General features: G+C 38.8%; 26 protein-coding genes. 1 reads left to right on the top strand and 25 read right to left on the bottom strand.

The genetic code is table 11. The features are described from left to right. Positions 1–101: 101 nt before the first annotated feature. Positions 102–548 carry a ComE operon protein 2 gene (locus tag BHF68_RS14195; protein ID WP_069644334.1) on the top strand — a complete coding sequence of 149 codons (447 nt, stop codon included), beginning with the start codon at positions 102–104 and terminating at the stop codon, positions 546–548. 55 nt (positions 549–603) lie between these two features. On the opposite strand, the gene BHF68_RS14190 is transcribed toward BHF68_RS14195, so the two are convergent. From BHF68_RS14190 to BHF68_RS14070, 25 genes are all read right to left on the bottom strand, one after another. Then, complete coding sequence (locus BHF68_RS14190) at positions 604–984, bottom strand: S1 RNA-binding domain-containing protein (RefSeq protein WP_069644333.1); 381 nt, start codon at positions 982–984, stop codon at positions 604–606. Positions 985–1,063: 79 nt separating this feature from the next. Next, positions 1,064–1,423 carry an FtsB family cell division protein gene (locus BHF68_RS14185; protein WP_069644332.1) on the bottom strand — a complete coding sequence of 120 codons (360 nt, stop codon included), beginning with the start codon at positions 1,421–1,423 and terminating at the stop codon, positions 1,064–1,066. Between the two features lie 14 nt (positions 1,424–1,437). Further along, complete coding sequence (gene yabQ, locus BHF68_RS14180) at positions 1,438–1,956, bottom strand: spore cortex biosynthesis protein YabQ (protein ID WP_069644331.1); 519 nt, start codon at positions 1,954–1,956, stop codon at positions 1,438–1,440. 13 nt (positions 1,957–1,969) lie between these two features. Beyond that, entirely contained in the window at positions 1,970–2,272 is a 303-nt protein-coding gene (yabP, locus tag BHF68_RS14175) for a sporulation protein YabP (protein ID WP_069644330.1), read from the bottom strand. Positions 2,273–2,360: 88 nt separating this feature from the next. Continuing rightward, on the bottom strand, positions 2,361–2,648 hold the full coding sequence (locus tag BHF68_RS14170; RefSeq protein WP_069644329.1) for an RNA-binding S4 domain-containing protein: 288 nt from the start codon (positions 2,646–2,648) through the stop codon (positions 2,361–2,363). Positions 2,649–2,650: 2 nt separating this feature from the next. After that, on the bottom strand, positions 2,651–2,923 hold the full coding sequence (locus BHF68_RS14165; RefSeq protein ID WP_069644328.1) for an HU family DNA-binding protein: 273 nt from the start codon (positions 2,921–2,923) through the stop codon (positions 2,651–2,653). Positions 2,924–3,066: 143 nt separating this feature from the next. After that, the gene (yabN, locus tag BHF68_RS14160; protein WP_069644327.1) at positions 3,067–4,539 is read right to left on the bottom strand and encodes a bifunctional methyltransferase/pyrophosphohydrolase YabN; all 1,473 of its coding nucleotides are present in this window, start codon (positions 4,537–4,539) and stop codon (positions 3,067–3,069) included. Between the two features lie 10 nt (positions 4,540–4,549). Next, on the bottom strand, positions 4,550–6,187 hold the full coding sequence (locus BHF68_RS14155; protein ID WP_069644326.1) for a putative polysaccharide biosynthesis protein: 1,638 nt from the start codon (positions 6,185–6,187) through the stop codon (positions 4,550–4,552). A gap of 161 nt (positions 6,188–6,348) precedes the next feature. Continuing rightward, entirely contained in the window at positions 6,349–6,891 is a 543-nt protein-coding gene (gene spoVT, locus BHF68_RS14150; RefSeq protein ID WP_069644325.1) for a stage V sporulation protein T, read from the bottom strand. Between the two features lie 197 nt (positions 6,892–7,088). Then, on the bottom strand, positions 7,089–8,021 hold the full coding sequence (locus BHF68_RS14145) for a peptidylprolyl isomerase (RefSeq protein ID WP_069644324.1): 933 nt from the start codon (positions 8,019–8,021) through the stop codon (positions 7,089–7,091). A 1-nt stretch (position 8,022) separates the two neighbouring features. Continuing rightward, on the bottom strand, positions 8,023–11,538 hold the full coding sequence (gene mfd / locus BHF68_RS14140; RefSeq protein WP_069644323.1) for a transcription-repair coupling factor: 3,516 nt from the start codon (positions 11,536–11,538) through the stop codon (positions 8,023–8,025). 56 nt (positions 11,539–11,594) lie between these two features. After that, positions 11,595–11,828, bottom strand: a complete 234-nt coding sequence (locus BHF68_RS14135) for an anti-sigma-F factor Fin (RefSeq protein ID WP_069644322.1) — start codon at positions 11,826–11,828, stop codon at positions 11,595–11,597. 110 nt (positions 11,829–11,938) lie between these two features. Then, complete coding sequence (pth, locus tag BHF68_RS14130; protein WP_069644321.1) at positions 11,939–12,496, bottom strand: aminoacyl-tRNA hydrolase; 558 nt, start codon at positions 12,494–12,496, stop codon at positions 11,939–11,941. A gap of 101 nt (positions 12,497–12,597) precedes the next feature. Next, positions 12,598–13,551 carry a ribose-phosphate diphosphokinase gene (locus tag BHF68_RS14125; RefSeq protein ID WP_069644320.1) on the bottom strand — a complete coding sequence of 318 codons (954 nt, stop codon included), beginning with the start codon at positions 13,549–13,551 and terminating at the stop codon, positions 12,598–12,600. Between the two features lie 57 nt (positions 13,552–13,608). Then, complete coding sequence (gene glmU / locus BHF68_RS14120) at positions 13,609–14,973, bottom strand: bifunctional UDP-N-acetylglucosamine diphosphorylase/glucosamine-1-phosphate N-acetyltransferase GlmU (RefSeq protein ID WP_069644319.1); 1,365 nt, start codon at positions 14,971–14,973, stop codon at positions 13,609–13,611. Between the two features lie 120 nt (positions 14,974–15,093). Continuing rightward, entirely contained in the window at positions 15,094–15,387 is a 294-nt protein-coding gene (gene spoVG, locus BHF68_RS14115; protein WP_069644318.1) for a septation regulator SpoVG, read from the bottom strand. Positions 15,388–15,497: 110 nt separating this feature from the next. Continuing rightward, entirely contained in the window at positions 15,498–16,313 is an 816-nt protein-coding gene (gene purR, locus BHF68_RS14110) for a pur operon repressor (RefSeq protein WP_436796444.1), read from the bottom strand. Positions 16,314–16,382: 69 nt separating this feature from the next. Next, on the bottom strand, positions 16,383–17,237 hold the full coding sequence (gene ispE, locus BHF68_RS14105; RefSeq protein ID WP_069644316.1) for a 4-(cytidine 5'-diphospho)-2-C-methyl-D-erythritol kinase: 855 nt from the start codon (positions 17,235–17,237) through the stop codon (positions 16,383–16,385). Between the two features lie 118 nt (positions 17,238–17,355). After that, the gene (gene veg, locus BHF68_RS14100; protein ID WP_069644315.1) at positions 17,356–17,631 is read right to left on the bottom strand and encodes a biofilm formation stimulator Veg; all 276 of its coding nucleotides are present in this window, start codon (positions 17,629–17,631) and stop codon (positions 17,356–17,358) included. Between the two features lie 103 nt (positions 17,632–17,734). Further along, the gene (gene rsmA, locus BHF68_RS14095; RefSeq protein ID WP_069644314.1) at positions 17,735–18,661 is read right to left on the bottom strand and encodes a 16S rRNA (adenine(1518)-N(6)/adenine(1519)-N(6))-dimethyltransferase RsmA; all 927 of its coding nucleotides are present in this window, start codon (positions 18,659–18,661) and stop codon (positions 17,735–17,737) included. Beyond that, complete coding sequence (rnmV, locus tag BHF68_RS14090) at positions 18,654–19,247, bottom strand: ribonuclease M5 (RefSeq protein WP_069644313.1); 594 nt, start codon at positions 19,245–19,247, stop codon at positions 18,654–18,656. Before rnmV ends, rsmA begins: the two co-directional genes overlap by 8 nt. Positions 19,248–19,415: 168 nt before the next feature. Next, positions 19,416–20,333, bottom strand: a complete 918-nt coding sequence (locus BHF68_RS14085) for a resuscitation-promoting factor (protein ID WP_069644312.1) — start codon at positions 20,331–20,333, stop codon at positions 19,416–19,418. Between the two features lie 32 nt (positions 20,334–20,365). Next, a complete protein-coding gene (locus BHF68_RS14080; protein WP_069644311.1) occupies positions 20,366–21,139 on the bottom strand; it encodes a TatD family hydrolase in 774 nt (257 codons plus the stop codon). Position 21,140: 1 nt separating this feature from the next. Then, positions 21,141–23,144: a methionine--tRNA ligase gene (metG, locus tag BHF68_RS14075; protein WP_069644310.1), complete on the bottom strand. Its 2,004-nt coding sequence runs from the start codon at positions 23,142–23,144 to the stop codon at positions 21,141–21,143. A gap of 114 nt (positions 23,145–23,258) precedes the next feature. Further along, positions 23,259–24,512, bottom strand: a complete 1,254-nt coding sequence (locus BHF68_RS14070; protein ID WP_084019484.1) for an EAL domain-containing protein — start codon at positions 24,510–24,512, stop codon at positions 23,259–23,261. Positions 24,513–24,562 lie beyond the last annotated feature (50 nt).

The raw sequence follows: 24,562 nt of genomic DNA, 5'->3' as shown, positions 1-24,562 counted from the left end.
AAATACTAATTAGTGCTAGTATTTATTAGCTTGTTTCTGTATCAATTCGTCGAAACTTAAATAAAAAAACTATTTTACATACAAGTCAGGGGGTTTTGCTTATGAGTAATCGTATATCTTGGGATGAATATTTCATGGCCCAGGCAAAAATCTTAGCATTGCGTAGTTCTTGTGAGCGCTTATCTGTTGGGGCCGTTTTAGTAAAGGATCGCCGCACAATAGCGGGAGGCTATAATGGCTCTATTACTGGGGACGAGCATTGTATCGATGTCGGCTGTAAAGTCGTGGATAACCATTGTGTCCGCACAATCCACGCCGAAATCAATGCCCTTTTACAATGTGCAAAATTCGGTGTATCTACAGAGGGAGCCGAGGCTTACGTAACCCATTTCCCGTGCTTACATTGTGCGAAAGCTTTAATACAAGCTGGCGTTAAAGCTGTCTATTGGGAAAATGATTATCGCAATTCGGAATATGCAATTGAGCTTTTTGAGAAATCTGGAGTAAAGCTAGGTAAGGTCGAAATAAAATCGTCACTACAATTGTAGTGACGATTTTATATACATAAATAAATTTATAAAAGCAACTATATAAAATAAGTTCTTAGCCCTTTCTTGGACCGCGACTTCCACGTTTAGAATCATAGCTTCTTTTTAAGGCAGCCATTTTCTCTTCACTGTCTTTGAAAAACTGATTGATCTTATCGTCCATCGATATTTGAGGAACTCTTCTCTGTTGAGGCTTTGGTTTGTTCACCGCCTGCTTAATGGATAAACCAATTTTCCCCTTCTCGTCAACATTAATAACTTTGACTAATACTTTGTCGTTAAGTTTTAAATGCTCATTAACATCTTTTACGTAATCTTCAGCTATTTCCGAAATATGGATAAGTCCTGTAATACCACCTGGCAATTCTACAAATGCCCCAAAGTTAGTAATACCAGTAACCTTACCTTCAACTTTGCTGCCTACTTCAATTGTCATAACTACAATGTTCCTCCTTAGAATCTTAGCAAATCAATCATATCTATTATACTTGAAGGTCGAAAAATCTGTCAATAAGTTATCTCCCTTGGGGAACAATAAACAATATCTCCCCTGGCTTTGATAGATAATAATTCTGGCGGGCAATTTCAGCTATGTAATCTTCATCATGTAAACGGTTATATCGGCTCTCTAACACTTCGTTTTCTGATTTAATAGCACTATATTCCTGCTGCAGAATCTCTAGTTCCTGCTGCTTTTCACTTATCGTTTGTTCCTGTGAATAAATCCCTTTGCCTATAAATAGTAAATACACCAAAAAAATTAACAATAATAGTTTTTTCCATTTTGCTAATTTTTTAGTACCACTTTTAGCATTAGTAAATTTTTCTCTTTTTGATTGGCTTGAGGTATTGTTTGACTCTATTGGACGGTACATTAGGTTCACCTAACTTATTTCTTAATTTTAAAGAGCTTTTTACCCCTTTGTAATGTCCAGTTTAGCATACCTCCTATGACGCCGACAAGTGTCGTTAGCATTAGCAATAAGAAAGACCAAACTTTTAATATTAATTGCCATATCATTTTAGCTATATACCATAGCAATAAAATTGGTTTAATAATTAAATAATATATAATAGTTTTACATATGTTAACAGTTACTGTAACTATTCTAATAACTGTATGCGTAACTCTAATCGTCACTCTTCTAATAAAATAATAATGAAAGATTGCCCCTAGTCCTAAAAAAACTAAGCTGTAAAAACGCAATTCCCCTCCAGCTTTAACAAACAAAATCGAAAAAACTAGCAGAGCAGCTACTACCCAAAAAACAAAGTCTAACAAATGCAGTAATAGCTTATGAAATTTATAAATATTATGACATTGTCTGTAGGACTCAAAGACTGCAGCAAGACCTGCACCTGTAAGAAACATGTACAGCAATAATTGATACTGAGCTTGAAATTCCACCATAACACCTCAATTATCTAAATAGTTTACTGAAAAAGCCCTTTGCTTTCTCTCCAGGTGTAATGCTTTCATCAATATAGCCCATATCAAATAAATTTCCTTGAATAGCTACTAAACCCTCTTCTAGGTTTAGGTTTTTGATATGTAGGTTGTCGCCTCTGACGGCTAAATATCCGCAGGTTGTTTCTAACAGGAATTCTTGGCTGTCAAAGCTTTCAATGTTTATAACTCCCGTCACCTCTAGTACTTTGCGATCTACAATCTTAATTTCGTGCTTTACTATTTTTTTGTCCAGCTTTTTTTGATAGGTTTCCATACGAAATTCCTCCCATTACAATTCTATTACTTTATATGTATGAGAGTTTGTCTAACTTAGAACAAAAAAACCCCTTTAATTAAAGAGGTTAATTGTTCTTCCAGAAATCATCTTCTGAACTTGGTATTGATTTTTCTTCAATAATTTCGCACATATCTGCAGCATCTGCTTTTTTGGCCGAATCTTGCAGCTTCAAAACTCTTACAATAAGTGTTTTTCTGGCAAAATTAATTGTAATAATATCTTGCTCTTTCACTTCTGTTCCAGCTTTTGCTGTACGACCATTTATATCAATTCTGCCACTATCACATACTTCTTTAGCTAGTGTTCTTCGTTTTATTAAACGAGAAACTTTTAAAAATTTGTCTAACCGCATTACTACTTAACTGCTTCTTTAAGTTTAGCTCCTGCTTTAAATGCTGGTACCTTAGCAGCTGGAATTGTGATAGCTTCTCCAGTTTGTGGGTTTCTACCAGAACGCGCAGCACGCTCACGAGTTTCGAAGGTTCCAAAACCTATTAACTGAACTTTGTCACCCTTTGCTAGTGCGTCAGTAACAGCGTCCATAAAGCTAGCTAAAGCTGCCTCTGCATCCTTTTTCTTAAGACCAGTGCTCTCTACCATTTGATTTACAAGTTCTACTTTATTCATAAAAGTATGCCTCCTTTAATTGTATCCATTTTTCATATTCGTTATTATAACTAAAATTCCTGCTTTTTAAACCAAAAAAAGTCTAAAATTCCATAAAAATTGCTATATTATTGTATTTGTTGTATTTTTATAGAATTTTTTTATCACTTTTTAACTTTTTTTGCATTCTGCCACTGAGTTTCCATCCACTCTAAATCTACATCTTTAAAGCTCAGACCTTCTTTTTTTAACTGCTCTTCAATATAGCGGAACCTGTGCTCAAACTTACGGCAAGTATTATGTAAAGCTTGTTCTGGGTCGATTTCCATAAATCTAGCTAGATTAACTATGGCATATAGTGCGTCCCCTAGTTCATCCGTTTTTTGAGCTGTTGTTTCAGCCTCTTCCAACTCTTTCAATTCCTCATGCAGCTTGTCCCAAACCTGTGACTCTAGGTCCCAATCAAAGCCAACTTTCGCTGCCTTTTTTTGTTGCTTATAGGCATACATTAGCATCGGAAGGCCTTTAGGGATACCATCTAGAATGCTTTCTACTTGCTCACCAGCTTGCTTGCAAGCCTTTTCCTGCTTTTTGATATCGTCCCAGTTCTCTAATACCTGCTCGACATTCTCAACCTTGTCACCTTGAAATACATGGGGATGACGACGAATCATTTTGCGTGCTATCGTCTCTATTACTTGGTAGATTGAGAATTCTCCTTCATCTTTAGCTATTTGCGCATGCATAACTACGTGCAGTAGCAAGTCCCCTAGCTCTTCCATTAAATTATCTACATCGCCACTATCAATAGCTTCTAGTACTTCATAAGTCTCCTCTATTAAATACCCCCTTAGCGAGTCATGTGTCTGCTCTTGGTCCCAAGGACAACCATCTGGACCTCGAAGGCGCTTAACAATATCAACTAGTTGTCCGAAGCTCTTCTGTTGTATTAGCTGGCTACCCTTAGGAATATATAAAGCCGTTAAGTGATCAATATCATTGATGTGGTCAATTTCATAAATTGGAATTGTCCATATACGCTCCAAATCTTTAACCCCTGCGGCTTTAATAACTGTTACCATTGTGTCTTCTGGATAATATTCCATTAATGCTAGCTTTGCTTCCGACATAACCTCTTGATTATACACCTGTGTAATAATTACATGCATGCGACTATCTAGCAATGTCTCATCAAAATCTAGTCCATCTAATAGGATAAATCCTTCATTAGGATCAATACATAAAGAGTTAAACATATCGTCTAAAAAACTGCTACTACTAACAAGCTCTATTTCTATCCCTGACGACTTTGCTTGCTCCCTTAGCTGTTTTACGCTACGTTCTGCTACCATCGGATGGCCTGGTACTGCATAAATGATTGGTGTGGTGCTATTCATTGTAATGTTTAGTAGCTGTTGAACTATCTCCACATATACTTGATCAAAATTTTCTGCTTCATCATACACATAATCAAAGCTCTTATAAGCTAGTCGCTCCTGATTTAGTAATTCAACAACAGGATGTCGCTCAGTGCGTAAATATATGGGGTAGCCTTTTTGTAAAAGTCTATACGCCTGTAATGTTAAAGCATCTAACGAGCCTGCCCCTAGTCCCATTATATACAACTTTCTCTCCATACAAACACCCCTATCCTTGTTTTATTTTAAGGCGAAGAAGTAACCGTTTTAATCTTGGACCAATCTTCGGTATTAATTCTAATTCGTCAATCGTTATCGATTTAGTAACTAATAGTGCTACTCCATAAACTACAATTCCAAGTAAGACCCCAGTAGCAGATACAGAGGCTTGGGCAAGCCTCATACCAAGAAATGCTTGATATAACGGTGTCGTTATAAGAACAGACGTATACACTACAATTGCCATTATGAAGGTAGCTAATAAGGGTTTAATTGCGATATCAAGCCATCTATATTCTACCCCAGTGTGTTTCTTAAGATCACGCATGTTTAGTGTCATTGCTATTAAGTATGCCACTATAGTTGCAATTGCCGCTCCAATTATACCAATCCAGATAATCAAGGCAATGTTTAATGTTACTTTAACTAAGAAACCAATAAATAGATTTATCGCTGGAGCCTTAGATTCTCCCATCCCTTGCAGTATTCCCGTTGTAGTAATTTCTAAGGTGCTAAAAACAGTTGCAAAGGCAAGTACCATAATTATGTCTGTACCAATTGTTTCGTTGTATAGCGCAATGTTTAGCGGCTCAGCAAGGATTGATAACCCAAAAGCAGCTGGCAAACCAACAATAACCGTTAAGCGAAGGGCAAATGATGTTCTCCGCTTGATAACATTATGCTGCTGCAGTGACTTTGCCTCAGAAATAGACGGGATTAACGCAAGTGATAAGGCAGTTGCAAACAATGCTGCTATCTGTACTAACGGTAGTGCCTTAGAATATACCCCAAAAATAACACGGGCATCTAGGCTTTCCATGCCGGACCAGGTTAATATATTAATAACTGTGTATGAGTCAGCAAGGTTAAATAACGGTAGCACCAGCATACCAAAGCATATCGGAAGTGCGTACACAGTCATCTTCTTCAATAGCGGCAGTAATGGCTCTTTATGCTTTTGCTCCTTAACATAATGTTCGTAATGACCTAGTAAGCGCTGTCTTTCATCAGCAACTACACTTCTATGTCGCCAAAAGTATAGGGCTAATATTATTATTGATAAACTCGCCCCTGTAAAAGCTCCCAAAACTGCACCTGCAGCGGCAAGCTCCACGGAAGTCTGAATAAATATGTATGATAAAACTAATATTGTAATTACCCTAACTATTTGCTCCGCTACCTGTGATACTGCTGTTGGCATCATTTCCTGCCAGCCTTGGAAGTATCCTCTAATTACAGCTATCATAGGCACTAGCAAAAGCGCAAACGAGATGCTTTTGATTGATAATACGGCTCCAGTGTCTCCCATAAGCCCAGCAAGTGTGTTTGCACCAAAAAACAGCACCGAGAAGCTAAGTAATCCCGTAATCATCATTATTACAAAGGCAATCCTAAAAACCCGTTCAGCACCTTCTATATCGCCCCTGGCAATACGCTCCGAAACAAATTTCGATACGGCAATCGGAAAGCCTGCTGTACTTATAACTAACAGGGTTGTATACATCGGGTATACCAGATTAAATAAAGCAAGTCCCTCGTTGCCTACAATATTCTGATAAGGTATGCGGTAAATGCCACCTAATGTTTTTGATATCAGTGCAGCTATGCCCAAAATAACAGCACCCTGTACGAATGATTTTTGCTTCAAGTTGTTACCCCTTCCTAATTACCTACAGCAATCATTATAGCACAGACGCTACCATTTATTACATTGTTGAAAAAATATCTTAAAAACATTACTCAAAATCTTTAAATAGAAAGACGACCATAAAACTTTTTAGGCCGTCTAAAAACTTGTTAGCTTTGTATTTAATTCTCCATTTGCTTTGCTAAGAATGCTGCACCTGTCTCAACTAACTTAACCTCTAGGTCGCCAACTTTTTTCCCATCCTTTTGACTTGCTAGCGCAATTGCACCAATCGGATCACCACCAGAGATAATTGGCGCCACTGCATAGGATGTATATGACTCCTGAACATTTTTTAATAGCTCAGCTTCATTTGCCGTAGTTTCTTTAACTACCTTCCTTTGGTCCATAGCATTCTCTATAATTTCTCCGACTTCTTTATCTATGAAATCTTTCTTTGCCGCTCCAGCTACTGCTATTACATGGTCACGATCACTAATCACTGCTATATGACCAGTACTTTCAAATAGCGCTTCGACATATTCCTTTGCAAAATCACCTAGTTCACCAATTGGAGAATATTTCTTTAATATTACTCCTCCATCACGGTCAACAAAAATTTCTAATGGATCACCTTCACGTATACGTAATGTCCTTCTTATTTCCTTTGGGATTACCACCCTCCCTAAGTCATCAATTCTACGTACGATTCCTGTTGCTTTCATTATATGGCCTCTCTTTCTTGTATGTTTTCATTTTGATTATGAATTGTACCAATAACTAATAACCCTATGAAGTTTTGTCAGCATTAGTATACTTCACCATAATTGTTTTATTCATGGATATTTAAGTGCTAAAAAATATATAAAAAACCCAGGATGGTTGATTACCAATCCTGGGCATTAACTTATATATTTTCCCTTTACAGGTTTACTGTTACCTTACCTTGAGCAGCATCTAGATACTCCATGAAAACTTCAGAAGCTCTGCTATCTTTAATCATACCCTCTACCTGCTCAAACGCCGTCACATTTCGTTCCTCAACGCGCATTACATGGTAGCCAAATTCTGTCCTTACTGGATCTCCAACGGTATTTAATTCAAATGTTAAAGCTGCTTCTTTAAACTCTGGAACCCAAAGCATTACTGGCTGATTTTCATACAAACCGCCTGCGTCCTGACTACCAGGATCTTCTGTGTATTCCTCAGCTAATTCCGCCATGTCCTCACCAGCACGGATGCGCTCAGTTAGGCTATTTGCTAGCTCTAAAGCCTCTTCTTCAGAGCGGCCTTCAAAAGCTATTAATATGTGGCGAACAGATGCTGTAGTGAACTCGCCTGGGTTTTCTTCATAGAAAGCCCGTGCATCTTCCTCTGAAACTTGGTCATTTAAATACTCAGTAATCGTAATATAGTGGTTTAATAAGCTCCTAAGCTTTGCTTGTTCCTGTTCCGTTAAGTCAGGATATTGTGCCAACACGTTTTGCATCTCTTCGTCTAATACTGTTTGGTCATACTGAAATCCTGCAGTTTCTGCTTCTTCAAATATTTGCTTGCGGATTACAAGCTGCTCTGCATAGCCTGCAAGCATGTCCATATCTTCTACTGCGTAGTCTGCAATACCTGGCTGTAATATATCTTCAGCTTCTAACTGTTCAAACATTTCCCCATATGTTAAGGTTGTACCTTCTAATTCTGCAATGACTTGGTTTGCATCAACGCTTGCTCTAAAAGCTTCAAAGTCCATTGTTGGCTCAGGCTCTACAGCATCTCTCTGCCCACATCCAACTACAAGTACTGCGACTAGTAGTACTGCTATTGCTAAAAACATAATGCGTTTGCTTTTATTATACAATCTATCCCACTCCTTTTTTTCTTACGGAATCAGTGTCTTGATGTTCAGATTCACAGACTCCTTGATAACTATACATCCATTTTTCTAAGATTTCAACTATTTCTTTCTGTGTTAACTTTTTAATATTAACAACAATACCTATGTATTGTCCAGCCTGTAATTGTATACGATTGTCAAATCTAGTTGCCCTTTCAAACAGCTTTTGCCCGTTTATTCTGCTATTCTCACTCGGATGTAATTTGATTACTATTATATCTCCTTGCTGTTCGATATGGGTAACCCGATAGGTATAGCAGTAGGATTTGATGCGTGTAACAGCTAGTAATAACTCAACCTCTTCTGGAAGTGGGCCAAAACGATCAAGCATCTCTTCCTCAATTTCATGTGCTTGCTCTATATCTCTAACCTTCGACATTTTCTTATACAATTCTACTTTCTGCATCGAGTCTTTAACATATGTGTCTGGCAGATAAGCGTTCACATTAATATCTATAATCGGCTCTACGGCTTCTTCAGTATTACCGTCTTGCTTGTTCTTTAGCTTCTCCACCGCTTCAGCTAGTAAATGATTATACATTTCAAATCCAACTGCAGCTATATGGCCATGCTGCTCCGCACCTAATAAATTACCCGCACCACGGATAGCTAGGTCACGCATAGCTATTTTGAATCCTGATCCTAGCTCAGTAAATTCGCGAATTGCCTGCAAACGCTTCTCTGCAACCTCAGTTAAGACTTTGTCCTTTTGGTAAGTAAAATATGCATACGCAACACGGTTAGACCTGCCTACACGCCCCCTGAGTTGGTATAGCTGAGATAGGCCCATCTTATCTGCATCATGTACTATTAAAGTATTAACATTCGGGATATCTAACCCCGTTTCAATGATTGTAGTACTTATGAGCACATCATATTGCCGATCTAAAAATTCTAGCATGACTTTCTCTAATCTCTGTTCGCCCATTTGTCCATGTCCAATTACAACCCGTAAATCTGGAATTAAAGCCCTGAGCTGCTCGGCAAGCCGCTCAATTCCCTCAATTTTATTATGCACAAAGTACACTTGCCCACCACGGCCAATTTCCCGCTCGATAACCTCACGGATAAATATAGGGTTATATTCCATAACAAAGGTCTCAACAGGAAAACGATTAGCAGGAGGTGTTTCAATCAAGCTTAAATCTCTAACCCCTAGCAAAGACATATGCAAGGTTCTTGGTATAGGTGTTGCTGTTAAGGTGAGTACATCTACATTCTTTTTTATATGTTTTATTTTTTCCTTATGGGTTACGCCAAAGCGTTGCTCCTCATCTATAATCAGTAAGCCTAAGTCGTTAAAGCTTACATCCTTAGACAATAATCGGTGCGTGCCGATAATAATATCAATTTCTCCACGCTTTAAAGCCTTTAAGCTGTCAGTAATCTCTTTGCGTGTTCGGAAGCGGCTTAATACGGCAATTCTGATTGGATAGCCTGCAAATCTTTCCTTGAAATTTTCAAAGTGCTGCTGGGCCAATATTGTCGTTGGAACTAATACACCTACCTGTTTGCCATCTAGGACAGCTTTAAAAGCAGCGCGGATAGCGACTTCTGTTTTGCCGTATCCAACATCTCCGCATAATAAACGGTCCATCGGATAAACCTTTTCCATATCTTCTTTTATCTCTCTTACTGAACGCAGCTGATCCTCTGTCTCCTCATACGGAAACATTGCTTCGAATTCCTTCTGCCACTCTGAATCCTTATTAAACGCAAATCCTTCACTCATTGTCCGAGTAGCATACAATTTTATAAGCTCGTCTGCAATATCTTGAACAGCCTTCTTAACTTTGCCCTTAGCACGCTTCCACTCCGTACCGCCTAAGGAATTTATTTTAGGCGCCTTGTCATCTCCGCCTATATATTTTTGGATAAGCTCCATTTGATCAATCGGGACAAATAGAGAATCGTTTTTCGCATATTGTACACGTAAATAATCGCGGTGAATATCGTTTACCTTAAGTGTTTCAATCCCTAGGTATCGACCAACCCCATGATTAATATGAACCACGTAATCCCCTGGCTGCAGATCCTGAAATGATTTAATTCGTTCGCTGTTAGCCTGTTTAGTTGCTTTTTTTACTTTTCGCTGTTTTCTGCCAAATATTTCAGTTTCGGTAAGTACTACTAGCTTATTAGATGGCAATTCAAAGCCCGCATGTAATTGGCCTATATGCACATTCGCAGCTTTAATCTCATAATCTTCAAATATGCGAAGGACTCGTTCGCGGCGCTCGTTATTAGCAACTAATACGTATATTTGATACTGACATCCCTGCCAGCGGCCCATCTCTTGTTGCAATAAGTGCATTTGTCCATGGAACTCTTGAGCAGATTTGGCGACAAAGCTAACTATATTCTTAGGCTGAACTATAGAAAACTTTCTTAGCAGCATCGGCAGGAGAATTTTTTGGTGCTTTGTTTGAAAGACATAATCCCCCTGGTACATTGGAAAAGTCTCAGGTAATAAGCTACCGGCTTCCATCATGGACGTAATCCACTCGGCAAACTCTTTTTCTGTTTCTTTATTTTTTTCTAAAATACGCCCAGGCTCATCTATCACTATAATTGTGTCGTCAGTAATATAATCTAGTAGTGTATAGTTTTTATCATATACTAGATTAGTATACTTACTTATATGCTCAGGCAAAAGGCCCTCTTGAAGCAATTCAATATCAGGCACAATGTGTTCTTTGTACGGCTCTAGCTGATTCTTAGTTTTGTTCGCAGAAAACTCATCCAATGCTAGCTGCAGTCGGTCGCCAAGCTCTTTTAATTGTACTTTTGAAACAGGCCATTCAGTGCATGGAGTGATAGTAATCTTCTCCTGCGATTTATTTGACCGTTGTGTTAATGGGTCATATTGGCGAATAGACTCAACTTCCACATCAAACATTTCAATTCGACACGGCTCAGATTCCGTCAATGGGAATATATCAATTATCCCACCACGGACACTAAATTGACCTGGCTTCTCAACTTTTTCTTCTCGCTCGTAGCCTGTTTCGATTAACCAGCTAGTAAGCTCACCTATATCGATTTCAGTGTTTGTAATTAAGTCACGAAAGCATACCTCCATGACTTCTGGCGGTGAAATTGGTTTTATTGCAGCATAAATAGGCGCAATTATAATTTGCGCTTTGTTAGCCAAGATTGCTTGTATTGTTGTTAGTCTCTGAGCAACTTCATTCTCGCTTTGTTGAATATAGTCCATCATAAAAAAGTCGTTGCCAGGATATAGATATACACCATCATTATGCAACTCTAGTAAATCATCATAAAGCTTTTGTGCCTGCGCCATAGTATGTGCGATAACAACTACGGGGCGATTTATATCCTGCTGCAGCGAACCAATACAGATAGACTTTAGCGACCCAGTCATACCTGTAGCTACTTGGGTATCTAGCTTCATATCAATCCCTTTTATTAAAGATTGATAATCTGCATCCCTGCATAGCTCTTCTCTTAAAAATTGCATCTGTGCACCTCTTCTGAAGCTAATGCTTACTTTTTACGTTTAGTTTTTTTATACTACTAATGCAAAGGCTTCCCTATTAAAAAAAGCTCTGGATTAGCCTTTAGCGCTTCATAGCAGTAATCACATAGCGTCTTAACATACATACTCTGTGATTGTTGATTATATGCCATAAGTTCTGCTTGTTCTTCTGGAGTTAAATCCGATAATCCTAGTTTTTTAATTGTTTCCTGGTCAGCCTCTATTTCATCAATAATAGTACGACAGTGCTTACAGTGGTAAATATATTTCATCGGACTCATCCTTCAACTTTCATACTAGCTACACGATTCTAGATAGTGATTCTAGGTAGCCGCAGTCTCTCTATAGTATGACCAGTTGCGTTAGGATTATCCATATTTAATCAATTATATTGGTTCATTACTTCTAGAATATCTGAACCTTTTATAAACTCCTTGATACCTTTAATTCCATAGCTAATTTTTTCATCAATAATATCTCGCTCTTCGCTAGAAAACTTGGTTAATACATGATTTACAACATCTCCGTGTACTGGACGTCCAATTCCAATCTTCAGTCTTGAGTATTGTTCTGTACCTAAATGGGCTGTTAGTGATTTAATTCCATTATGTCCTCCAGCCCCACCCTTAGGACGAAAGCGTAGCTTACCAACCTCTAAATCTAAATCATCATATACAACTAGTATATCTTGCTCATCTAATTTATACCAATCCATTGCTGCCCGGACCGATTCGCCACTTAGATTCATATATGTCATTGGTTTAAGTAGCGCGACTTTTCCACCTTCAAGGCGACCTTCTCCAACAAGTCCTTTAAACTTAGACTGCTCTACCTTTATACCAAGTTCATTAGCTAGTTCATCGACGAGCATAAAGCCAACATTATGTCGTGTATCTTTATACTGCTGCCCTGGATTTCCTAAGCCCACAATTAGCTTCATTATTTTCATCTCCTTAACAGTGTCGCTCTTTCCACTCTTCCTATTCTGAAAACGGAAAAAAATAGAAGGCTCCAACCTTCTATTTATATTACTATTATATTCTAATCAAACAACTTGCTTATCGATAGGCGCTCATGAATTCTGATAATAGCTTCTCCTATGAGTGGAGCCACTGATAAAATTTTAATTTTAGGTATTAGCTTTTCTGTAGGCAAGGCTATAGTATCTGACACTATTAACTCCTCAATCTCAGATGCTTGAAGTCTTTCAATTGCAGGACCTGATAATACAGGATGCGTGCAGGCTGCGTAGACTGCCTTCGCACCTTTTTCTTTTAAAGCCGCTGCAGCTAGTGTAATTGTTCCGGCTGTGTCTATAATGTCATCAATCATCAAGCAGGTTTTGCCTTCAACATCACCGATAATATTCATAACCTCTGCAACATTTGCCTTTGGTCTGCGTTTGTCAATAATTGCTATAGGAACATTAAGCTTCTGTGCTAAATTCCTTGACCTAGTTACACCACCATGATCAGGTGCTACAACTACAACGTCACTAAGCCCCTTATTCATAAAGTATTCCGCGAATATAGGCATGCTAATCAGGTGATCTAATGGTATATCGAAAAATCCTTGAATTTGACCCGCATGCAAGTCCATACAGATTATACGGTCGGCTCCCGATTTCTCAATTAAATTAGCTATTAATTTAGCTGTTATCGGGTCCCTTGCGCGAGCTTTACGGTCCTGACGGGCATATCCATAATATGGTACAACCAAGTTAATGCTTTTAGCTGATGCACGCTTTAATGCGTCAACCATAATTAACATTTCCATAATGTGCTCATTAGCAGGGCTACTGGTAGATTGAACTACAAATGTATCAGCACCCCTAACACTTTCCTCAATGTTAATGTTAATCTCTCCATCACTAAACTTTACCACTTCTGAACGACCTAGTGGAATACCTGTGCATTCACTGATAGCCTTTGCTAAATTCGGATTCGAATTACAGGAAAACAATTTCATTTTGGTTGTATCGCAATTTTCCCACATTTTTTGACTTACCTCCATAATTATTTAATCAGTAGTTTTTCAATCTTAATCAATTACTTAATCTTTTCTATAGTTAAGCTTGTTCGTCTGTCGGCTTCTAGCGAATGCTAGGGAGTTTTCAGGAACATCCTTAGTAATCGTAGATCCTGCAGCTACAAAAGCATTCTGTTTAACAGTAACTGGTGCAATTAAGTTTGAATTACAGCCTATAAAAGCACCGTCATCTATAGTAGTTTGATGTTTGTTTTTGCCATCGTAGTTCACAGTAATTGAACCACAGCCTACGTTTACATCATTACCAATTACAGCATCTCCGATATAGCTTAAGTGTGATACCTTTGAGCTATTCCCAATTTTCGAGTTCTTAATCTCTACAAAATCACCGATTTTAACGTCATCACCAATCTGACTACCTGGTCTGATATAGGCAAAAGGCCCAACATGCGTTGACTTCCCAATATCAGATTTGAGCACTACACTCTGCTTAATAATTGATGCTGCGCCTACTGTACAATCTTCAATCTCTGTATTAGGACCAATGCTGCAATCATCTGCCACCTTTGTTAGACCACGTAGATATGTTCCTGGATATATCACTATATCCTGCCCTAATTCCACCAAGCTATCAATATATGTGTTGTTAGGATCTATAATTGTAACCCCTGCACGCATCCAGTACTGCAGGATTCGTCTACGTAAAATTTCATTAGCCTTTGCCAGTGCAACGCGGTCATTAACACCGACTATTTCATCGAAATCTTCTGCTACACAAGGCAAAATTGTTTGGTTATCGCCATTTAATATTTCGATTACATCAGTCAGATAATATTCGTTCTGAGCATTATTATCTGTGATACGCTCAAGGGCATTAAATAGCTTCTGATTATCAAAGCAATATATACCTGAGTTAACTTCTTTAACTCCTCTTTCCTTTTCCGAAGCGTCCTTTTGTTCAACAATCTTTATTACTTTGCCATCCTGGTCTCGGATAATCCTACCATAGCCTGTTGGATTATCTGCTATTGCAGTTAATATTGTACATGCTGCTTTATTAGCTGTATGTAAATCTATCACTTTGCTTAGGGTAGCAGTTGTTAATAGTGGTGTATCGCCACACAAAACTAATGTTGTCCCTTGTTTGTCAGCAAGCCAGTCCTTTGCCACTTTAACTGCATGTCCTGTGCCTAACTGTTCCTTCTGTTCTATATATCTATAGCTTGAATCAAGAGCACTAATAACCTGTTCATGTTGATGACCAACAACGATACCTATCTGATGGATTGACATTCTTTTTAATTGCAGGATAACCTGTTCAATCATCGATAGTCCACACACCGGGTGGAGCACTTTATTCAGTTTACTCTTCATCCTAGTACCTTTTCCCGCTGCTAGGATAAGAGCATAAATTTCTTTAGACACCATGTCACCTCCATCTATGATTTATGGTCTCATAAAAAATATATCTTAAATTGGTCAGAGTTTCAAGCAAACAAAAAAAGGAGCCACGCTCCCCTTTGTATGTATATACATATAATTCCTTGCTTATACACCTTCCGCCACTGGCTGTAGCACTGGTTCTTCTGCTTCTTGTTCATTGTAGACCGTTAATACAGCCTCTTGAATTTTTTCTCTAGTTGTAGCAGAGATTGGATGTGCAATATCACGGAATTCACCATCTGGCGTACGCTTGCTCGGCATTGCAACAAACATTCCGTTATTCCCGTCAATAACTCGGATATCATGAACAACAAATTCACTATCAATTGTAATTGATGCGATTGCTTTCATACGTCCATCAGTATTGACTCGTCTAAGCCTAACGTCTGTAATCTCCATCTATGTTCACCACCTTTGAAAAATAGCTAATATGCTATCTTTCAACATTCAATTGAAAATTCCTGCTAATAATTAGAAGTTTTTTTTAATTATTTTGCAAAAATTCAAAATTAAATGAAAAAACTGCCCAATTCTGCAAAAATTCGTTTATTTAATTCATCTACCTTGGTTAACTTTGCCAAGGATATATAATCCGAGACTAACTTATTAGATGGTTCTGACATTTCCATTAATACGCCAACCCCAACACATTCCGATTGAAATTCCTGCAGCAGGTTTATCATACCTTTTGTCGTTCCGCCTGCTTTCATGAAATCATCTAAAATAATCGCCTTGCGATATTGTCCTATTGAACGCCGTGCCAATGACATAGTTTGGATTCTATGGCTGGTACCAGAAACATAGTTCACACTAACTGTTGTTCCCTCAGTTACTTTACTATCCCTTCTGGCAACAACGACAGGTATGTTTAAATACTTTGCCGTTGCAAGAGCAATAGGAATACCCTTTGTCTCAACGGTCAAAATCATGTCCGCTCCTGAGTCTGCAAAAGCTTCTGAAAAGATTCTCCCAACCCCACTGATAAAGGCTGGTTCACCAAGCAGGTCTGACATATACAGGTACCCTCCAGGTAAAATCCGCTCTGCAACCGCAAGCTTTTCAAGGGCTGTTAGCATCCATTTTCGTGCTTCTTCCACCCGCATACGAGGTATGTACTTTACACCACCAGCAGCCCCAGCACTGGATACAATACTCCCTAGTCCTTGCTCCTCGAAGTATTCTTCTAAAATTGTTATATCTTCACTAACAGATGATTTTGCTACCTGAAATTTATCTGAAAAAAATGATAGCTGATATGTAGTCCTTGGATTTTCTATGAAAATTCTCGTTAGTTCGGCAATTCGATTACTTCTCTTGTATTTTATCAATAATCGCACCTCATTCATCTAGAAAACCGAATATTATTAGGGAAAATATATCATTTAATACGGGTTTTAGCAAGTCCTGACTAGGAAAACTTCATTGCAAAATCCCCTTAGGGCATTAAAAATTTTAGTCGCCCTTTTTTCCTTTAGCACAATTCCGTATACAGTTGGCCCACTACCTGACATTAATACTCCATCTGCCCCAAAGCTTAGCATCTGTTGTTTCAGGCGTTGTACTTCAGGATGCATGCTAAAGGTAACGGTCTCTAATACATTACTCAGGTTATCACAAATTGCTTTCTGATCTTGCTCGTTTATAGCCTCAAGCATAGCCTTTGTATTTGGTCGAGCTTTAACTAATTCACTCCGATAATTCTGGTAAACTACAGCTGTCGATACGCTTATCTGTGGCTTCACCAACAAAATTGTCATCGGTGGCGCTTTGGGAATGCGCTCAATTATCTCGCCTCTGCCTCTAGCGATTGCTGTTCCGCTACCGTATACGCAAAAGGCTACATCGGAGCCAATCTCTGCCGCTATCTCCACCATTTCTTCGGTCGTTAGATTAAGCTCCCAAAGCTGATTTAAGCCCCTTAAGGTTGCCGCTGCATTGCTGCTTCCACCTGCAAGCCCTGCAGAAACAGGAATTTTCTTATGTAGCATAATGTGTACACCTTTATTGACAGAAAAACGATCCTGTAACAGTTTTGCAGCTTTATATGCAAGGTTTCGCTCATCTGTAGGCACATAGCTTACATCACATTCAATCGTTATATCTGTTCCTTGTCTCAGTGTAAAAATCATTTGATCTGTAAGATCAACGGTCTGCATCATCATCTCTACTTCATGATACCCATCTGATCGTTTACCTAGAATATCTAGTGTTAAGTTAATCTTTGCCTTCGCCAATTCAGTAATTTTCATTGGAATGACCCTCTCTCTCGAACGTAAATACCCTCTTTACTAAACAATACGATACAACGATTAATGCTATGAGTCAAAAAAATTTTTATGTACAAAAAAATAGCTTGTATCAAACAAGCTACTCTTGGTAAGTGATTCTGATTTGATCTTCATTTCGGAAAACTGTCAGCTCAACTGATTCCGTTAAAATGTCTGCATAACTGTAAGATACTCTCTTGAAGGCGTGCTGCTCTTGATCCAGCTTAACTATAAACACGGAAGGATAAACCTCTTCCAAAACCCCACTACGCTCAATCGTCTTTCTGCGACCTCCATTAGCTCGGAGTTTAATCTTTTCTCCTATATAACCTTCCAGACTGCGCTTAATATCACGCAATGCATTCTTCGCCGCCATTTAACCACCTCACAAGGAATAGTATATCACAGGACACAAAGCTTGTCAACTTAAGTCAACAATTATAGCAACTAACCTATAGTATTGTCAACTATTGAATTTATTATTTATTGAGGAGGTTTCGATTTATTTCGTTGCCTAACCTCGCGTATTCTTCAATAGTCAACGTTTCTCCTCTTCTTTTCTCATCTACTAATGCTGCCGCAAAGATTGCACGCATTTCGTCCTGCGATAACCGCTGATCAAAGGCCTTAAAATTGTTCCATAGCGTCTTGCGACGATTAGCAAAACCAGCTTTAATGGCTTTAAAAAACACTTCCTCTTTATCTACCTGCACAACAGGTTTTTCTAAAAGCGATAGCCTTATTACTGCTGAATCGACATTAGGCTCTGGAATAAATACTGTTCTCGGAACAACACTAACAATCTCTGGCTTTGCGTAATACTGTGCCGCTATACTTAGTGCCCCATAGTCCTTAGTGCCTGGTATGGCTTGAATTCGTTCCGCCACTTCTTTCTGAATCATTACCACGATGTTGAACAGATTTAAGCGTTCCTCCAACAAGCGCATAATAATTGGTGTAGTCACATAATAAGGCAGGTTCGCAACCACATGTATACGCTTTATAGCAGTTTCGTTATCGACAATTTGTGTATTGCTATTTGAAAATATCTGTTCACTGATTAATTTGCTAAAATCTATCTCTAACGCATCACCATGTATAACGCTGACGTGGTTAAGATGACGAAAGTTATCTGTTAACACAGGGATGAATCGCTGGTCTAGTTCAACAGCTATAACCTTTCCTGCGTGTTTAGCTAACTGTTGTGTCAATGTCCCTATCCCTGGCCCTATCTCAATCACTGCTGAATTCTTATCAATTGCAGCCGCATCCACTATGCCATCTAATATATTTTTGTCTGTCAAGAAATTTTGACCTAAGCTTTTCTTAAAGTGTAAACCATGGTTATCCATGATTTCTCGGATTACGCGTTTCGAATATAGCTGTTTATCTTCCATGCTAGTCACTCGCTCCCCTAACCTTTGTGATACCCGCTATCGTCATTGCATCCAGTATTTCCTTATAGCTAATTCGTAGAGCATTCAAGCGATTCCAAAACTGTTTACCATTTGCATAACCAATCTGCAAAGCGTCCGCTAAGGCAATCCTCCGAGCCTTAGAGTCACTCTGACCAACTAGTCCATAATCGAGCATGAATGCCCAAGGTATTAGTTCTTCGTTCTCTCCAGTCACTTGTTTAGTACTTAATTTGCCACCTCGTACTTTATCTAATGCCTCAATAATTGCTTTTGGAGAAGCATTTTCTATGCCTATATCTCCTTCTTTGGTCGCTAATGCACGCGGCAAAAATGCATGCCTTGCTTCAGGCACGCGCTGTGTTATTTGTTTGCGCAAACGCTCGCCCACGTAATCTGGGTCTGTAAATACGATTACCCCGCGTGTCTTCTGTGCACGCTCTATCATCTTTAGTGTCTGTTCACTAAGGGTTGAGCCTTGGGTCATTATACAATCTGCTATAACTGCCCTATCAATCGCCTGCTTATCATGAATCCCTTCGACAACAATTACTTCTTTTACTACTTTTTTATTCAAAATAATCCCTTCAATCTCTATCTTAATGAGGCGTTCTTTATCCCAAAAAATATATCACAAAAACGGTTGTGTTTCAAAAGATTCGCTATTTTTCCTAAGGAATTTTTCAAAAGAAAAAGCGCAGGCTAGTTCCTGCACTATATTTATGCCTATCCACTATGGCAATTTCTATTGCCTTGGATCATTTGGCCCAATTACCCAAATTTTCACATCACGTTTTAAGCCAAAGGCATGGACAAAGTCGTTATCATCGAAATAAATATCGACGCGCTTATTCCTAACGGCACTACCTGTGTCTTCTGCACGTCTAAAGCCGTAGCCTTCAATGTACATCCACCAGCCTAATGGTATTACCTTCGGATCAACGGCTACTGTCCGTCCCTCCTTTACCTCTGTTCCAGTAAAGGTCATTCCATACCAATAATCTCCAGGGTTTTTGCCAGTATGCTCAAAACCAGCTGCGTAAGCAGTAAGTTCAGCATCTTCAAAAAAGTTAGTGAAGCTAAAGGTTACTCCATCCTTTGTAACGATATCCTTAATACCCATCGCTACAACTTTATTTTTTGGCTCCTGAAGTACTGTTTCTGCTACGACAATGCGTTCAAACTCTTCACCGTTTACATAACGAATTTCAACTGTCTGCTCAATAATACCTTCCCGACCTTGGTCAAGAACAATCTGGCGGCCAATTTCTAAATCTGTTCGATCCTCATAATCTGTTGCTATTTCAACATTCTTTACTTCTGTAATTACTTCTGTCGTGACCCTTAGAATTTCTATGAAACTAGCATTTTCTAGTGAAGCATCCAAGCCAGGCCTTACAATATCATCTTGACCTAAGAATATCCCAAGCTCATTGATAACTCCCTCTACATTAACTGCTCTAGAGTTAATTTCTAGCTCCATACCATCAACCGCTACTGTTACAGCAGTTCTTTCTACAGCTAATAAATCTGCAAAAAGGCTATCTGCCGTATTTGCCTTCGGTGCAAAAACTAGTAAACTAGCAACTAATAAAACTCCGAAAGCAATTAGTAGAAACCGTTGACGATTTCTCCTAAGTAAATCATTAACATCTAAACTCATAAATACCTCCAATATTCTTTTTGAAACATTCCCTATAAGCGTAACTTCGGAAGCGCTTTTAAAGCATTATCGGAAGTAGCTCTTGCAAGTGCTTTATATTCCATTTCTCGTAATTCTGCAATCGTTTCTGCCACATAGCGGACATTGGCTGGTTCATTTCTCTTGCCGCGATGAGGCTCTGGCGTCAAATATGGGCTATCTGTCTCTATCAACAAATACTCTAATGGAATGTTCCTACCTACATCTTTAACATTTTTCGCGTTTTTAAACGTCACTGGTCCTGCTAAAGATATAAAAAAATTTAATTCTATGAATCGCTGTGCCATTTCATAGCTTCCAGAATAGCAGTGCATGATGCCCCCAACATCCTTGGCACCCTCTTCTCGAAGAGCGTCATAAACGTCTTGATGGGCGTCTCTGTTATGAATGATTATCGGTAGCCCCACTTCCTTGGCGATATGAATTTGCTTGCGAAACACTTTCAGTTGCACATCGCGAGGAGAATTATCATAATAATAATCCAGCCCTATCTCGCCGATAGCAACTACTTCTGGGTCCCCAGACCATAACCTCAGCTGCTCATAGCCAGCTTCATCGGCTAATTTAGCATCGTGAGGGTGATACCCCACAGCGCACTGAATCCAATCATAGGTCTTTGCGAGTTCTAATGAACGCTCAGACGATTGTAGATTATATCCAACATTAATCACTTTGGCAACTTTTTCTGTTTTTATTCGTTGACAAACCTCTTCAAAATCAGCTTGAAAACGCTTGTCATCAAGATGTGCATGGGTATCTATTAACATGTTATTTCACCTTAGCCCCTAATGGTATGTCTCCTGCAACGGTTGTAAGAACTAATGCATCCCCAGCACTTGCGGCTAAAATCATGCCCTGGGACTCAACCCCACGAAGTTTAACTGACTTTAAGTTAGCCACCATTATAATCTTAAGACCAACCAATTCTTCTGGTTTATAGTATTTAGCTATACCAGCTACAACCTGGCGTTTTTCATAGCCTAAGTCTAATTGAATTCTTAGAAGTTTATCTGCTTTTGGAACTGGTTCAGCTTCGATAATCTTAGCTACACGCAAATCGACTTTAGTAAAGTCATCAATTGCAATCTCAGCTATCCCCTCTGGCTTTTGAACAGCCTGATCTGCTGATTCTGATAATCCTTCGCCTGCTTGCTTTTGCTTGTTTTGCTCAGCCTGCTGCCTTGCGGCTTTTGTAGACTCATCGATTTTTGCTATTTCCTTTTCTAGCTCTAAGCGCGGGAAGATTGCATCACCTTTTTGCACCTGTAGCCCTGGTGCAAGAGTTCCCCAAGCACCTAAGCTCCCCCAACTGAGTTGAGCTTGCTGTCCTACTAGCCCCATTTGCTGCCAAATTTTTTCTGGAGTCTGCGTCATGAATGGTTGAATCATTATTGAAATCATGCGGATTGCTTCTGACAAATTGTACAACACATTAGCTAGCCTTTGCTGTTTGTCAGCGTCTTTAGCTAATACCCACGGTGTCGTTTCATCAATATATTTGTTCGTCCGGCCAATCAAGTTCCATATAGAAGTTAAAGCATTACTAAATTGCATGCGATCCATATTACTCTCTACATCGCCGAATGTTTTTGCAGCTAATTGTTGTAAATCATTATCTACTTCTTCTGTAGCATCAGCACTTGGTGTTGGAATTTTCCCATCGAAATACTTCTCAACCATAGCCACAGTTCGACTAATCAGATTGCCTAAATCGTTAGCTAAATCGAAATTCAGCCGTTGGATAAACACCTCTGGCGTGAATATCCCGTCTGCACCAAAGGCAATTTCACGCAATAAGAAATAGCGAATTGAGTCAGAGCCATATTCTTCAATTAAAAATTTAGGGTCTATAACATTACCTTTAGATTTTGACATCTTTCCGTCTGGCATTAGTAGCCATCCATGCCCGAATACCTGTTTAGGAAGCTTCTCACCAATAGCCATTAAGATTATCGGCCAATATATCGTGTGGAAACGCAAAATATCTTTACCAATCATATGTACATCTGCTGGCCAATATGACCGATATTTTTCATCATCTTCTGAAAGATAACCAAGGGCGGTAATATAATTAGCTAAAGCATCAATCCATACATATATCACATGTTTAGGATTATTCGGTACCTTTATTCCCCAATCAAATGTAGTCCGCGATACACATAGATCTTCCAATCCAGGCTTCAAGAAATTATTAACCATTTCATTGCGGCGTGATTCAGGCTGAATAAACTCAGGATGCTCTTCAATGTGCTTCAGTAAGCGCTCCTGGTATTTAGACATCCTAAAGAAATAGCTTTCTTCCTTAACAAGCTCTACAGGGCGACCACAGTCTGGACACTTATTGCCCTCTGCTTGACGCTCCGTCCAAAAAGCTTCACATGGGGTACAGTACAAACCTTCATATTCTGATAGGTAAATGTCCCCCTGCTCTTCTAATTTCTGAAATATCTTCTGCACTACGAGCTTATGTCTATCCTCTGTTGTGCGAATAAAATCATCATATGATACATCTAGGCGTTTCCATAAATCTTGAATCCAATCTACGACAGGATTTATAAACTCAAGCGGTTTTTTACCTTCTTCAGCAGCACGTTTTTGTAGTTTTTGTCCATGTTCATCAGTACCTGTTAGAAAATAGACATCAAATCCCCGTAGTCTTTTGTATCTTGCCATTGCATCACATGCTATAGTAGTATAGGCATTTCCAATATGTAGCTTATTACTCGGGTAATAAATTGGAGTCGTTATATAAAATGTGTTTTTCTTTTCCATCAATCAAACCGCCCCTTCAACAAGTTGATATATAGTTTAACCATATTATATTTTTTTTGTCAAGAAAACACCAACAGAGGAAGATGTTTATCACTTGTCATTAATGACTAAATATTAAGTATATCTTTGCGGGTATAAATCAACACATAGAATGTACTTTTCAGCTTTTAGGCCAGTGAATCCAGTTGATATTGTTACACATAGGTTGCCCGAAGCTAACGACACGTATGAATCTGTTATATATTTATTTTGCCCTGTGCTTAGGGCCAGGTAATATCTTTTAATAGAATGGTCTGTACCTTTCAACGCCGCTTTATATACATGGTTATGATGCTCAGTTATTCTTTGCTCAGCAAATATGGTGCTACTTACCTGAACGCCTTGGGCATTTAGAATATACATACACTCGAGGTTTAAGAAAACTTGTGTAAACTCTCGCAATATATCATCAAACTTATCTTCATCTGTCGATTCTAGCCCATCGATAACCTGTGTTACTATGAAATCATATGTTTCATATTCTATGCGTTTTGATCGCAGCTTTTTCATCATGGCCTTTCTAAAGGCTTCACCTGTCTGTTCTATCTGCATAGTTGTAGGTAAATAAAGCTCTTTTATATCTTCTTGAGGACGAGAAAAATAATATCCTTGCAGCATATCTGCCCCCAATTCAAGGGCCGCGATTGCCTGCTCTAGCGTTTCAATCCCTTCTGCCACCACTAAAGAACCTAGCTTTTTCGCTAGTCTTGAAAGTGATCGGAACACTTCTTGCTTATAAAATTCCCCATCCAATCCGTCTATTAAGCCTTTGTCTATCTTTATAATGTCAGGCTTTAACATTGGTATTCTATCTAAATTAGAATAGCCCGACCCTACATCGTCTAGGGCAATTAAGAAGCCCTTCTCCCTATGAATTGTAACAAACCTTTTTAGGGCTTCTATATCTTGCACCTGCGATTCGAGTATTTCTAAAACAATATTTTGTGGCTTTAACGCTAATGAACTTACACTCTGCGCTAAATATCCTGATCCAACAATCCCCTTATCTATTATGCTGATATCTATATTGACAAATAATAATGACTGGCCAATGACAGCTTCGTTATAACGATAAAATTCACAATAGCACTTTAAAGATAAATCACGACACAGACGGTCTAACTCAACCGCCCTACTCATTCGATGTGCCTCAAGAAATAACTGATTAGGAGAAATAATATGGTCCTTGTTATCTAGACACCTCCCCCTTGAAAGTGCTTCAAATCCTACAATCTCCCCTTTTAATACGGATACAATCGGCTGGTAATGACTTATTATGCTTTTATTCTTGATTACACCCTCTATGTCTATCGACATTTTTCCCATCATTTTCGCCAGCTCCCCACTTTATATTAACTTTTATTTTATACGTAACAAGC

Origin of the sequence: Desulfuribacillus alkaliarsenatis, assembly GCF_001730225.1 — a bacterium.
Taxonomy (GTDB): domain Bacteria; phylum Bacillota; class Bacilli; order Desulfuribacillales; family Desulfuribacillaceae; genus Desulfuribacillus; species Desulfuribacillus alkaliarsenatis.
Note: the sequence above shows the minus strand (reverse complement) of the source record. Positions and strands in the feature narration are given on the sequence as shown.